12 protein-coding genes are annotated in these 12,595 nt (G+C 58.1%); 7 read left to right on the plus strand and 5 right to left on the minus strand.

The features are described from left to right. Window positions 1-16 precede the first annotated feature (16 nt). Genes GNG29_RS11080 through GNG29_RS11090 form a run of 3 tightly spaced genes read left to right on the plus strand, consistent with a single transcriptional unit; the run spans window position 17 to window position 2,897 of the window. On the plus strand, window positions 17-1,174 hold the full coding sequence (locus tag GNG29_RS11080) for a branched-chain amino acid ABC transporter substrate-binding protein (protein WP_156654505.1): 1,158 nt from the start codon (window positions 17-19) through the stop codon (window positions 1,172-1,174). Between the two features lie 17 nt (window positions 1,175-1,191). Beyond that, window positions 1,192-1,674 (plus strand): L-2-amino-thiazoline-4-carboxylic acid hydrolase, encoded by a 483-nt coding sequence (locus GNG29_RS11085; protein WP_103179637.1) that lies wholly within the window; start codon window positions 1,192-1,194, stop codon window positions 1,672-1,674. Continuing rightward, a complete protein-coding gene (locus GNG29_RS11090) occupies window positions 1,671-2,897 on the plus strand; it encodes a Zn-dependent hydrolase (protein WP_156654506.1) in 1,227 nt (408 codons plus the stop codon). The genes GNG29_RS11085 and GNG29_RS11090 overlap by 4 nt, the downstream gene beginning before the upstream one ends. 75 nt (window positions 2,898-2,972) lie before the next feature. Here GNG29_RS11090 and GNG29_RS11095 read toward each other — a convergent pair whose 3' ends face one another. Genes GNG29_RS11095 through GNG29_RS11110 form a run of 4 tightly spaced genes read right to left on the minus strand, consistent with a single transcriptional unit; the run spans window position 2,973 to window position 6,838 of the window. Next, window positions 2,973-3,794, minus strand: a complete 822-nt coding sequence (locus GNG29_RS11095; RefSeq protein ID WP_156654507.1) for an ABC transporter permease — start codon at window positions 3,792-3,794, stop codon at window positions 2,973-2,975. Then, window positions 3,794-4,621, minus strand: a complete 828-nt coding sequence (locus GNG29_RS11100; RefSeq protein WP_156654508.1) for an ABC transporter permease — start codon at window positions 4,619-4,621, stop codon at window positions 3,794-3,796. The genes GNG29_RS11095 and GNG29_RS11100 overlap by 1 nt, the downstream gene beginning before the upstream one ends. A gap of 53 nt (window positions 4,622-4,674) precedes the next feature. Continuing rightward, window positions 4,675-5,820, minus strand: a complete 1,146-nt coding sequence (locus GNG29_RS11105; protein ID WP_156654509.1) for an extracellular solute-binding protein — start codon at window positions 5,818-5,820, stop codon at window positions 4,675-4,677. Window positions 5,821-5,854: 34 nt separating this feature from the next. Beyond that, entirely contained in the window at window positions 5,855-6,838 is a 984-nt protein-coding gene (locus GNG29_RS11110; RefSeq protein ID WP_103179642.1) for an ABC transporter ATP-binding protein, read from the minus strand. A 150-nt stretch (window positions 6,839-6,988) separates the two neighbouring features. Between GNG29_RS11110 and GNG29_RS11115 the strand changes: the two genes are divergently transcribed. Both GNG29_RS11115 and GNG29_RS11120 read left to right on the plus strand, forming a co-directional pair. Continuing rightward, a complete protein-coding gene (locus GNG29_RS11115) occupies window positions 6,989-7,747 on the plus strand; it encodes an MBL fold metallo-hydrolase (RefSeq protein ID WP_156654510.1) in 759 nt (252 codons plus the stop codon). Beyond that, a complete protein-coding gene (locus tag GNG29_RS11120) occupies window positions 7,744-8,772 on the plus strand; it encodes a LacI family DNA-binding transcriptional regulator (protein WP_156654511.1) in 1,029 nt (342 codons plus the stop codon). The genes GNG29_RS11115 and GNG29_RS11120 overlap by 4 nt, the downstream gene beginning before the upstream one ends. Here GNG29_RS11120 and GNG29_RS11125 read toward each other — a convergent pair. Continuing rightward, window positions 8,769-10,262 (minus strand): MFS transporter, encoded by a 1,494-nt coding sequence (locus GNG29_RS11125; RefSeq protein ID WP_103179645.1) that lies wholly within the window; start codon window positions 10,260-10,262, stop codon window positions 8,769-8,771. The genes GNG29_RS11120 and GNG29_RS11125 overlap by 4 nt on opposite strands. A gap of 115 nt (window positions 10,263-10,377) precedes the next feature. Here GNG29_RS11125 and GNG29_RS11130 point away from each other — a divergent pair, with 115 nt between their 5' ends. Together GNG29_RS11130 and GNG29_RS11135 are read left to right on the plus strand one after the other, a co-directional pair. Then, entirely contained in the window at window positions 10,378-10,953 is a 576-nt protein-coding gene (locus GNG29_RS11130) for a TetR family transcriptional regulator (protein WP_156654512.1), read from the plus strand. 197 nt (window positions 10,954-11,150) lie between these two features. Continuing rightward, a complete protein-coding gene (locus GNG29_RS11135) occupies window positions 11,151-12,542 on the plus strand; it encodes a NarK family nitrate/nitrite MFS transporter (RefSeq protein WP_103179647.1) in 1,392 nt (463 codons plus the stop codon). Window positions 12,543-12,595 lie beyond the last annotated feature (53 nt).

The following is a 12,595-nucleotide window of genomic DNA, read 5'->3' on the forward strand; positions in this document are numbered from 1 at the left end:
ATATCAGGGAAAAATAATGAAAACCATTAAAATCAGCGCGCTCAGCGCGGCCATTGTGCTCAGCGGATTTGCCTCTACCGGCGCCTGGGCCGCCGACAGCGAAACCGTGGTGATCGGCCTGGCGGGTCCGCTGACCGGCCCGTCTGCCCGTATCGGTAAAGATCTGGAGAATGGCGCGCAGCTGGCGATTGACGATATCAACAAACAGCACCCGACCATCGGCGGCAAGGCGGTGACTTTTAAGCTGCAGTCGGAAGATGACCAGTCGGATCCGCGCACCGCCGTGGCTGTGGCTCAGCGTCTGGTGGATACCGGCGTGGCAGGCGTAGTCGGCCACTGGAACACCGGCACCAGCATCCCGGCGGCCCGCGTCTATCACGATGCCGGTATCGCTCAGGTGGCCCCCGTTGCTACCGGTCATGCCTATACCAGACAGGGGTTCGACACCAGCTTCCGCGTGATGGGCCACGACGATGACGGCGGCCAGTTTGCCGGACAGTACGCGGTAAATACCCTTAAAGCCAAACGCATCGCGGTCATCGACGATCGTACCGCCTTTGGTCAGGGCCTGGCGGATGAGTTTATTAAATCGCTGGAAGCCCAGGGCGTGAAGATTGTTGACCGCCAGTACGTTGACGACAAAACCGTCGACTTTAGCGCCGTACTGACCGCCATTCGCAGTAAGAACGCCGATCTGATCTTCTTCGGCGGCGTGGACAGCCAGGCGGCACCGCTGGCACGTCGTATCAAACAGCTGGGTATGAAGACGACCCTGATGGGCGCTGGCGGCTTTGTCAGCCAGACCTTCCTGCAGCTGGCGCAGAAAGAGGGTGAAGGCGTTGTCGCGCTGGAGCCGGGCCTGCCGGTGGATCAGATGCCGGGCGGCAAGACCTTCGAGCAGGCATACCAGTCCCGCTACCACACCCATATTGAACTTCATGCCCCGTTCGCCTATGACGCCACCCGCGTACTGGTTGCCGCGATGGAAAAAGCCGACTCGGTTGATCCGGCAGAGTACCTGCCTGCCCTGCGCGCCATCAGCTACTCCGGCGTCACCGGGCAGATCGCCTTTGACGATCAGGGCAACCTGAAGGCCCCGTCCTTCACCGTCTATAAAGTGGTCGATGGCAAATGGCAGCCGCAGACCGTGCTCGGCGGCGCAAAAGCTAAGTAACGCAGTGAGGCAATGTGATGAGTGATAATAATGAGCTGGGCATTCTTGCCCGCCGCAAAATTGAAGCAGAAATTATTAAACCAATTTATGAAATCCTGGTGCGTGAGATCGGCAAGTCCCGCGCCCAGGCGGTGATTGGCGAGGCCATTGAGCAGGCCGCCATTAATGCGGGCAAAGAATTTGCCCGCAAGGAGCCAAACGGCGCGGACGTGAAGAGCTTTATTGCTCTGCAGTATCTGTGGGAGAAGGATAACGCTCTCGACGTGAAGGTGATCGACGCCGACGACCAGCAGTACAACTACAACGTGACCCGCTGCCGCTATGCCGAGATGTATCACGAGATGGGCCTCGGCGAGATCGGCCATCTGCTGTCGTGCGCCCGGGATGAGAAATTCATCGTCGGCTACGCGCCGGACGTGGAGCTGACCCGCACCACCACCATTATGCAGGGCGGCGCATGCTGCGACTTCCGCTACCGCAGCACGAAGGACAAAGCATGATCCGCGTTAATGCAGACCGTTTGTGGTCTACGCTCGAGACGATGGCGCAGATCGGCGGCACCCCCGCCGGCGGGGTGACCCGCCTGGCGCTAAGCGAGGAAGACCGTATTGCCCGCAACCTGCTGCGCGAGTGGGCACTGGAGGCCGGTTTTAGCTGCGAAGTGGACAGCATGGGCAACATGTTTATCCGCCGCGCCGGTAAAAACCCGGCGCTTCCCCCGGTGATGACTGGTTCCCACGTGGATTCCCAGCCGCTCGGCGGCAACTATGACGGGATCTACGGCGTGTTGGCCGGGCTGGAGCTGCTGCGCACCCTGAACGATCGTCAGGTAGAAACCGAGCGCGATATCGTGCTGGTGAACTGGACCAACGAAGAAGGCGCGCGCTTTGCCCCGGCGATGCTCGCCTCCGGGGTCTGGGCCGGTCAACTTTCCGAAGCCTTTGCTTACGCCAGGATGGACAGCAAACAGATCACCGTTCGCGACGCCCTTGAGGCCATCGGCTATCGTGGCCCCCGCCCTGCCCGCGCCTTCCCGATCCACGCCTGCTATGAGCTGCATATCGAACAGGGGCCTATTCTGGAAGACGAAGCCATCGATATCGGCCTGGTGCGTGCGGCGATGGGTCAGCGCTGGTTTACCCTTACCCTCGACGGGTTTGCCGCACATGCGGGCACCACGCCAATGCACAGCCGCCGCGATGCGTTGACCGCTTTTGCGGAGCTGGCGCTGAAGGTGGAGGCGATCGGTTATCAACATGCCCCGGACGGGCGTGCCACCATCGGCATGGTGAACGTAACCCCGAATTCACGTAACGTGGTCCCGTCCCGGGTGGTGTGCAGCGTAGAATTCCGCCATCCGCTCAGCGAGGCGCTGGAGGCGATGGAAACCGCGCTGCATCAGGCGGCTGCAGGTCTTTCGGCGCGTGGCGTGAGCGCCAGCGTCGAGCGCATCTTCGACTATGCACCTGTCGCCTTTGATGAAACCTGTCTTGTCCGAACGGAACAGGCTGTGGCCGCGCTGGGCTATTCATCAAAATCGATGGTATCCGGCGCCGGGCACGATACCTGTTACGTCAGCAAAATCGCGCCTGCCAGCATGATCTTTATCCCCTGCGTGAAGGGCATTAGCCATAACGAAGCGGAAAAGATTCATCCGGAATGGTCAGAAAAAGGGGCCAATGTGTTGCTGCATAGCGTGTTGAGTGCGGCGCAGGAGTCATAAACAGGCACTTTCCCCGGCCAACGGCCGGGGAACCATTAATCGAAAACGCTTACAGTATGTTGTAACTAATTGCGGTTATTTCCCCAGCTTCGACAGCATCTCCGGGCGCATAAATTTATGGATCACCAACATAAAGATCACCGACGGCACCAGCAGAATCAGCGCCGTAATGGAGGACATCTGATAATTTCCCGACATGCTGGCGGTATAGAGCAGTATTGGCAGCGTGTTGATCTCCGGCGCGCCGACAAAGAACGTGGCGGTAAACTCATCCAGCGACTCAAGAAAGACAAAGATACTGGCGGCAATCAACCCGGGGGCGGCCTGCGGCAGGATGATATGGAAAAAGGTGTAGACCGACCCGGCGCCCAGATTGCGTGACGCCCGCGCCAGCAGCGGATCGAGCGCCGAGAACGCCGCGACGCTTATCCAGATGGAGTACATCAGCCCGTGCACGCTGTGCACCAGCACTACCCCGGCAATCGTCCCGTTCAACCCCCACTGGTAGAACAGCCGCGCCACGTTCATATAGACCGTCAGGTTCGGGAAAGCCTGCGGGATCAAAAACAGCAGCATAAAGAAGGCGCGGCACGGCATGGACCGGTGCGAAAGTGCGTACCCTGCCGGGATTGAAATCAGCAGACACACCACCACCGACAGAAGGGCTATCAGGACGCTGATGGACAACGAACCGGAGACGTCACTGTAAGGGCTAAAAACCTGCCCCCAGTACTTCAGCCCCCACTGACTGGGCAAGGTGTGCGGGAAAAACCAGCTCTCCGCCACCGTCCAGATCAGCAGGTTCAGCAGCGGGCCAAACAGCGCCAGCACCAGAAAGGTAAGCAGCAGGGTTTGCAGAATAAAGCTACCGCGAACTCTATTAAACAGCGTGTTCATCAGGGGTTTCCTTTTGCATTCAGGCTGTGGCGCAGATAGAACCAGGACATCGCGGCGCACATCAGGTACGAGATGACCCCCATCGCATTGGCAACCGGATAGTCGCCATACGAGTTGACGCGAAATGCCATATCAACGGTCATCATTGTTGGGGCGCCAGTGCCGATCATCAGAGGAACTGACAACACCGACATCATGGTGACCGTCGATAACACCATCGCGATGCCAATGGTCGGCAACACCTGGGGCAAAATAATGTCGAACAGGATACGCACCCGGGAGGCACCGAGGTTTTTCGCCGCCAGAATATGGGTAGACTCCACCGCCGCCATGGCGCCGCTAATCAGCAGCGTGGTAAAGGCCATCTGTTTCCAGACAAAGGTAATAATGATCCCGCTCCAGCCCAGCAGCGAGGTGGTCTCCATCGGCGTCATTACGCCGAGGGCAACCAGGGAATTGTTCATCAGGCCGTTTTTTGCCAGGAAGGTCCGCATCATCTGCGCGGCAACGATGAATGGGATAAACAGCGGCAGGCGGTATAAAAAGGCCAGCGCTTTAACGAGACGACGACAGGGCGAGAGCACAATCACGGCGGAAATAATGATGGAGAGCAGCGCCAGGATCGCCAGTGAAACCAGCACAATGATCAGGGTAAAGAGAATATCGATCGAATAGAGGCTAAACACTTTTTCAAAGTGCGCCAGCGTCAAACCTGTTTCATGGGTAAAAGCCGAAATAAGCGAATAGCCCAGCGGCCAGAGAAAGAAGATGCCAATCATCAGCGTCGCCGGAAGAACCAGCAGGAAAGCGTTAAATGTCTGTCGCATGAATAATCACCGCTAAAGGTGCCTGGCAATATTCTGCCAGGCACGCCATACCCTCAGTTCGAAACCTGGCTCTCATAACCTTCTTTGATAGCGTCAAAGTAGGGTTTGAGAGGGAAACTTTTGCCGTTCTCCGCTAAGGTTTCTGGCGAAATTTCCGCGAACAGCTTCTGCCACGTCGCATCATCCAGCGCCCCCTTCACATATTTCGCGTCGATGCCCGGGTACCAGTTAAATTGCTTCACGATCCCCTCCGCCTGAATCTCCGGGCTGGTCGCCAGCTCGATAAACTCCTGCGCCAGTTTTGCCTGGGTGGCTTTGGCCGGGATGACGTAATACATTGGCTGCCCCGGCATACCGGGTGCGATTAAGGTAAGCTTGATGGACGGCGGCAGCTTGCCCTGATCTTTCCAGCTGTAGAACATATCCACCCATACCGGCCCCATAGCGATTTCGCCCCGGCTGAGCATATCCAGCGTCCCGGCATTGCCCGGGGTAAAGGTGACGTTTTTATTAAATGCTTTCAGCTTCGTCCAGGCCGGGCCCCACTCTTTTTCAACCCCTTTATCATACGGCAGCGCGGTAAGGCGCTCGGCTGGCGTGCCATAGGCGTAGATCCAGCCCACCACAAAGCTCACGCCTGACATACCGTTTTTGATGCCGTTATAGCCGAAGGCTTTGGGATTTTTTTCCGACCACTGCACCAGCTCGTCATAAGATTTCGGCGGAGTGGTGATGAGATCGCTGTTGTAAGCCATCGCCGTCTGGCTCAGGAACATAGGCATCACGTAGCCGTCAACGTTGACCCCCAGGGCGTTTTTAGCGTTCTCTGCGGTGGTCATGGTGCCGGTTTTCACCGCCTGGCGGTAATTCTCAAGCAGCCCTTTCTCTACCAGCTGGCCGCCTGCGGCCTGATGGACCACCGCCACATCTATATCCCAGCTTTTCGCGCTGCTCTGCGCCTGCGCCGTCAGCTTTTCAACGATCTTATTTGATCCGGCATCGCCGGGCCCGGTGCCGACCACCTGCACTTTTACTCCCGGATGGGTGGCTTCAAATTTCGGCCCCAGCCAGGTTTTGACGTAATCCACCATATTCTGGTCCCCGGCGGTGGCAACGTTAAGTACCGTTTCGGCATGCGCAGCGTGCAGGCAGCCCAGATAAAGTGCGGTAGTGATAGCCATTTTTGTTTTTACGGACATGATTGATCCCCAGAAAAGTGTGTGTCGGTTGGCATTACAAAGCAGGTTCAAAGGCATGGAGCGCAGCATCAGGCACATGCAGCACCACTGGCGAACGGTCAGGCCAGCATGTTGCTGAGTCTGCGAGTAAGATCTTTCCACCACAGCGCACGCTGTGCCGGTAGTGATGACCTAAGAAGGCACTCTCCTCAACAATCCCTTCGAGGGTTAATCCTCCCGGCGCGGACGGCAGTGCGGCATGCATGGCGATATCGGCGCTGCGAAAATAGAGCGTTCTCCCCTGCCCCTCATCAGGTGTGATGCAGTTATCCGCCCCCATAAAATCGGCGACAAAAGGCGTTGCCGGGCGGTGGTAAATTGCCTCCGGGGTGCCGATCTGTTCGATGCGACCGTTATTGAGCACGGCAATTCTGTCGGCCATCACCAGCGCTTCCTGCTGGTCGTGAGTGACGATCAGCGAGGTGAAGCCGAGTCTCTTTTGTAGCGCTTTGATCTCATGGCGCACATTGAGGCGCACTTTGGCATCCAGGTTCGACAGGGGCTCATCGAGCACCAGCACATCGGGTTCAATTGCCAGCGCCCGGGCCAGGGCAACCCGCTGACGCTGACCGCCAGAAAGGGCCGTTACCTTTATTTCCGCATAACCTTCGAGGTTAATTATTTTTAATAGCGCCTGCACCCGACGGGTTATTTCCTCTTTTTTAACGCGACGGACTTTTAATCCGTAACCGATATTTTGCGCGACCGTCAAATGCGGCCACAAGGCATAACTCTGAAACACCATGGTAATATTTCGCTGTTCCGGGGAGCTATGGGTGATATCCCGGCCATTAATCGCCACGGTACCGGAGTGCACGGGTAAAAAACCGCATAACGCATTGAGCAGTGTCGTCTTTCCGCAGCCAGAGGGGCCGAGAAGCGCGATCATCTCGCCCTTACCGACCGCCAGATGGATATCGTGAAGGACAATATTATTCCCGTAGGCAACTTTCAGTTTATCTATTTGCAAATAACTCACGCACGATCCCTTAATTCTTTCACGTCGCCGATGAACACGTGTTCATTTCTTTGTAAAAAAAACGCAACGTTCCAGCGCCATTATGTGCGCCTACTGTGTCGTCTGTTTGTGACAATTTGATTAAGTCCGCAAAAATTTTGGTGAGGCGAAATGAAAATAGATATTCTGGGTTGCGGCAGTGCTTTCTCCCTGCTGAATAATACGTCGGCAATCCGGGTCATCGATAACGCGGGCTATCAGCTGCTGATTGATTGCGGGCCAACCATTCCCCGCGCCTTATGGCAACGGGGACTGGACGTAAACGACATTGATGCCCTCTTTTTCACCCATATCCATCCGGATCACTGCACCGGGCTGACGGCGCTCCTTAACCACTGGAAAAGTTTTCAGCGAACGAAACCGCTGATTATCTGGTCCCAGCCTGCCCACCGCCCGGCACTGCTTGAGCTGGCAAACCTCGCGAACTGGCCGGATACCGGGCTCTGCTTTGCTATCGACTGGCGCGACAGCACGCCGAAGTGGCGCTGGCGGAACTGGCTCCTGCGGACCGCCTTTACCCATCACGAAATCCCGAACCTTGCCCTGCGGATTGAGGCGCCGGGCGCCACCCTGTTTTACAGCGGCGATGGCCGCCCGACCCCGGAAAGTATTGCCCTGATGGCGGGAGCCGATCTGGCCTTTCAGGAGTGCGCCTCGGCAACAGCGCTGCCCTGCGATGCCTCGCATGGCGATTTCCCCGACTGCCTGGCGCTCTTTACCCGGCTCAAACTGCCTGCGCTGGGCCTCTATCATTGCCACGACAGCGCCCGCCCCATCCTGGCGCAGGCCTGTCAGCCCCACCCTGGTCTGTTCGTCAGCGAAGAGGGCATGACCTTCGAGCTGCCCCTTCGCCGGGGAGAAACGCTGTGAGCGACGCCCCTCGCAAGCAGGCGGTGACCGCCGAGGATGTGGCGAGAAGAGCGGGCGTTTCCCGCGCCGTGGTCTCCCGCGCCCTGAGCAGCAACGGCAGCATCTCCCCCGCCACCCGGGAAAAGGTATTACAAGCCGCCCGGGAGCTCGGCTATCAGGTGAATTTTCTCGCCCAGGGATTGAACCGCCAGCGTAGCCAGCTGATTGGGGTGATCGTCGCCCGCATTGGCGATCCCTTTCGCAGCAGCCTGCTGGAGGGATTACTGCATGAGATCCAGCGGCGCGGCTACCAGGCTCTGGTGAGCGAGATCACCGGCGAGGAGGATCTGGTAAACACTCTGCGACGCTTCACCCAGTTTCGCGTCTCCGGGGTGATAGTCACCTCAGGCAGGCCGCCGGAAGCTATCGTGAATGAGTGCGTCAGCCAGCAGATCCCGGTGGTCGGTATCAACCGCCCTCCCGACATGCCGTGGGTGGATTTTATCTGCTCGGATAACCAGCGCGGCGCACAGCTGGCTGCCGAACAGCTCTGGCACTCCGGGTGCCGTCGCTTCGGCTGGCTTAATCACCCGGCCTCCACCTGGGCGGGCATGATGCGGGGCGAGGCATTTGTCCATGCGCTGCAACAGCTGGGGGTCGACACCCTGCGCCAGCTCAGCTGGCTCGCCGCCCCGACGGAGGGTTACGATGGCGGGCTGGCCACAGCCCTGGATTATCAGGCCGAGCTGCCGGAGGGAATTTTCTGCGCCAATGCGCAGCTGGCCTGCGGGTTTCTGGATGGGATGCGCCAGCGGGGCAAATCGGCCCCGCACGATTTTCATCTGATTGGCTTCGATAACACGCCGCAAAGCGGTCAGTTAAGCTATCAACTGACTACGCTGCATCAGGATGTCGCCGGGATCGCGCGCCGCGCCCTGACGCGGCTGCTGGCGCGGGCGCAAAACCCGCACCAGCCTTCGCAGGTGGAGTGGGTGAAGGTGGAGCTGGTTTACCGGCTCACCTCCCCCCGGCCCGAAGGGGCTTAGCCCCCGTCGCGCGGTACCTTCGCCAGGCTAAACCAGATCCCGACGGCCAGCAGCAGCAGCATCCCGCCTGCGCTGCCCAGCGCCACGCTGTGCGAGGTGATAAAGGCTGTTTTCGCTGCCTCAATCACCGATTCAGCAAGGGCTGGCGGCAGATCTTGCGCGACCTTCACCGCCTCGCCGATGGAGGAGGACGCGTGATCCGCCAGGCTGGCATTCAGCCCCTGGGGCAATTCAATAGACGCCGAGAAGCTGCGGGTCAGGAGCAGGCCAAAGATCGCGATCCCCAGCCCGGCCCCCAGCTCATAGGACATGGTTTCAATCGCCCCGGCAGCGGCGGCTTTCTCTTTTGGCGCGGCGGCCATAATGGCCGAGGTCGAGGCCAGCAGCGCGCTGGCGGCGCTAAACCCCAACAGCACCATCAGGCTCCAGGCCTGCCACTGCTGGGTGCTGAAGTCGAGCATCGACAGGCCAATGAAGCTGAGCGCACTCAGGCCCATGCCGCCGGTCGCCACGATCCGCAGCCCCAGACGCCCGACCAGCACCCCGGCGATCGGCCCGCTGAATCCACTGGCGACCATTACCGGCAGCATAAACATGCCCGCGTCAAAGGGGGTGAAGCCGTGGACAAACTGCAGCTCCTGGGCCATCAGCAGCTCAAAGCCCACCAGGGCGATCATCGCCGTCATCGCCATCACCACCCCGCTTAAAATAATTCGATGGCCGAACAGCCGCAGGTCGATCATCGGCGTGCGGGCGCGAAGCTGAATGCGGATAAATGCCAATAGCATCATTGCCCCGGTCAGCAGTGTCCCCGCCACCAACCACGGCGATATCGCCCCTTTAAGCGCGGTTTTGGCGCTGTAGACCAGCAGCAAAATCGCCACAATCAGCATCAGGGCATGGGTGATGTTAAGCGGCTGCTCGGGTCGGCCCTGCTGGGCGGGCACAAAACGCGCCGCCAGGGAGACCACCAGCAGCACGATGGGAACGTTGATTAAAAACACCGCGCCCCAGTAGAAGTGCGCCAGTAATATGCCGCCAATCAGCGGGCCGAAGGCCGCCCCGCCAGATCCCACCGCCGCCCAGACGCCGAGGGCAATATTGCGCTGGCGCGCATCGGCAAAGAGCGTGCGGATCCCGGCGAGGGTGGCGGGAATGATCATCGCCGCCCCGATGGCCAGCAGCGCCCGCGCCGCAATCAACCACCCGGCGGAGGGCGCAAACGCCGCCGCCAGCGACGAGAGGCCGAACAGGCTACTGCCCAGGATCAGCAGGCGTTTAAAACCGATACGATCCCCGAGCGCCCCCATCGGCAGCACCATCCCGGCCATCACCAGCGAGTAGATATCAATGATCCACAGCAGTTCATTGCCGCTGGCATCCAGGGTCATACTCAGCGTCGGCGCGGCAACGTGCAGCACCGTGGCGTCAATTGCGACCGGGATATAAACGAGCACAATAATCACTAACGCTACCCACTGACGAATCATAATTTTCCTTATTTGACCAAAACTGGACACATGTCCAGATTGCGATCCTACGGAAAGTTGAACGCATGTCCAGCTTTTTGTTACACTCGTGATCCCCCAGTTGAGAGTGAAAAAAATGAGCTATCTGAGCAAAGATGAACGGCGGGAAGCGATCCTGCAGGCGGCCATGCGCGTGGCGCTGAGCGAAGGCTTTACGGCGATGACCGTCAGGCGGATCGCGACCGAGGCAGAGGTGGCGACCGGCCAGGTCCACCACCACTTTTCCTCCGCAGGCGAACTTAAGGCGCAGGCTTTTATCCGCCTGATCCGCACCCTGCTGGATGCCGACGTGGTGGCAGAAAACGCCAGCTGGCGCGAACGCCTGCATTCCATGCTCGGCAGCGACGATCGCAGTTTTGAGCCCTATATTCGCCTGTGGCGCGAGGCGCAGCTGTTAGCCACCCGGGACGAGGAAATAAAAGGCGCTTACGTATTAACTATGGAGATGTGGCATCAGGAGACGGTGGCGATTATTCGCGCCGGGGCAGAAGCGCAAGCCTTTACGTTAAAAGATCGGCCCGAAAATATTGCCTGGCGCTTAATAGGCCTGGTTTGCGGCCTGGACAGCTTTTACGTGTTATCCATGCCGGAGATGGATGAGACCGCATTTAATCAGCATCTGGAAAAATTAATCACCCTCGAACTCTATTAATGATTAATTTCGTTTAACTGTTACGATTTGTAACACATTAAGCGAGCCCACTTCTCCCCTCCCAGGGCAGTAGCTCGCTTTTTTTTATCTATTCTTTTCAGAAGACTCCCAAAAACTTCCTACAACCTTCATCAAAATTTCAGACTTCTGTCTGATTGTACTTCTCTTTCTGCCGTTCGGATAAGCAAGAGGATAATATGTCGCAACAAACTGAGAAGAATAATCATTATCTTTTAAGTAACTGGAAACCGGAAAATCCTGCTTTTTGGGAAAATAAAGGCAAGCCGATTGCGCGACGAAATTTGGTTATCTCCGTGGCCTGTTTGCTACTGGCATTCTGCGTCTGGATGTTATTTAGCGCGGTGGCGGTCAATCTGAATAAGGTCGGTTTTAATTTCACCACCGACCAGCTCTTTATGTTAACCGCCCTGCCGTCTCTCTCCGGCGCAATATTACGGGTTCCCTACTCCTTTATGGTGCCTATATTCGGTGGCCGTTACTGGACGGTATTAAGTACCGTCATTCTGATTATTCCCTGCGTCTGGCTGGGTATTGCGGTGCAAAATACTGCTACCCCCTATTCGGTATTTATTATTATCGCCCTGCTGTGCGGCTTTGCCGGCGCCAACTTCGCCTCCAGCATGGGCAACATCAGCTTTTTCTTCCCCAAATCGAAACAGGGCAGCGCGCTGGGTATTAACGGCGGGCTGGGCAACCTCGGCGTCAGCGTGATGCAGATGGTGGCCCCGGTGGTGATCTTCCTGCCGATGTTTACCTTTCTCGGGGTACATGGCGTGCCGCAGGAGGATGGCTCGTCCCTGTTTCTGGCGAACGCCGCCTGGATCTGGGCCCCGCTGCTGCTGCTGGCAACCGTTGCTGCCTTTTTTGGCATGAACGATATCGCCAGTTCAAAAGCAACCATCGCCAGCCAGCTGCCGGTGCTCAAGCGCCTTCATCTGTGGCTGTTGAGCCTGCTCTATCTGGCGACGTTCGGCTCGTTTATCGGCTTTTCCGCGGGCTTCGCCATGCTGTCGAAAACCCAGTTCCCGGACGTTAACATCCTGCATCTGGCCTTCTTCGGCCCGCTGATTGGCGCGCTGGCCCGCTCCGCTGGCGGGGTGATCTCCGACAAGCTCGGCGGCGTGCGCGTCACGCTGGTGAACTTCATCTTTATGGCAGTGTTTACCGCCCTGCTCTTCCTTACCCTTCCAGGCTCCGGTTCTGGCAGCTTTACCGCCTTCTATCTGGTGTTTATGGGGCTGTTCCTTACCGCCGGGCTCGGCAGCGGCTCGACCTTCCAGATGATCGCTGTCATCTTCCGGCAAATCACCGTCTATAGAGTGAAACTGCGCGGCGGCACGGAAGAACAGGCGCAGAAAGAGGCAGTTACCGACACCGCGGCCGCGCTGGGCTTTATCTCGGCCATTGGTGCCGTGGGCGGCTTCTTCATTCCCAAAGCCTTTGGCACCTCGCTGGCGTTAACCGGCTCACCGGTGGGGGCGATGAAGGTCTTCCTGGTGTTCTACATCGTCTGCGTGTTCGTCACCTGGCTGGTGTATGGCCGTCGGCAAAAGCACGTCAAATCATAACGATATTCAATATTTTGTGAGCAGTGTAACCCCGGGGTGGTGCGTCGCCCCGT

The sequence above is a fragment of the Leclercia sp. Colony189 genome (genome assembly GCF_009740165.1).
GTDB lineage: Bacteria > Pseudomonadota > Gammaproteobacteria > Enterobacterales > Enterobacteriaceae > Enterobacter.

What these genes read in the sequence shown, in the direction of transcription:
- GNG29_RS11090 (WP_156654506.1), top strand. Translation starts at nt 1,671, where the DNA reads ATGATCCGCGTTAATGCAGACCGTTTGTGGTCTACGCTCGAGACGATG.
- GNG29_RS11115 (WP_156654510.1), top strand. Translation starts at nt 6,989, where the DNA reads ATGAAAATAGATATTCTGGGTTGCGGCAGTGCTTTCTCCCTGCTGAAT.
- GNG29_RS11100 (WP_156654508.1), bottom strand. Translation starts at nt 4,621, where the DNA reads ATGCGACAGACATTTAACGCTTTCCTGCTGGTTCTTCCGGCGACGCTG.
- GNG29_RS11130 (WP_156654512.1), top strand. Translation starts at nt 10,378, where the DNA reads ATGAGCTATCTGAGCAAAGATGAACGGCGGGAAGCGATCCTGCAGGCG.
- GNG29_RS11095 (WP_156654507.1), bottom strand. Translation starts at nt 3,794, where the DNA reads ATGAACACGCTGTTTAATAGAGTTCGCGGTAGCTTTATTCTGCAAACC.
- GNG29_RS11105 (WP_156654509.1), bottom strand. Translation starts at nt 5,820, where the DNA reads ATGTCCGTAAAAACAAAAATGGCTATCACTACCGCACTTTATCTGGGC.
- GNG29_RS11135 (WP_103179647.1), top strand. Translation starts at nt 11,151, where the DNA reads ATGTCGCAACAAACTGAGAAGAATAATCATTATCTTTTAAGTAACTGG.
- GNG29_RS11085 (WP_103179637.1), top strand. Translation starts at nt 1,192, where the DNA reads ATGAGTGATAATAATGAGCTGGGCATTCTTGCCCGCCGCAAAATTGAA.
- GNG29_RS11080 (WP_156654505.1), top strand. Translation starts at nt 17, where the DNA reads ATGAAAACCATTAAAATCAGCGCGCTCAGCGCGGCCATTGTGCTCAGC.
- GNG29_RS11125 (WP_103179645.1), bottom strand. Translation starts at nt 10,262, where the DNA reads ATGATTCGTCAGTGGGTAGCGTTAGTGATTATTGTGCTCGTTTATATC.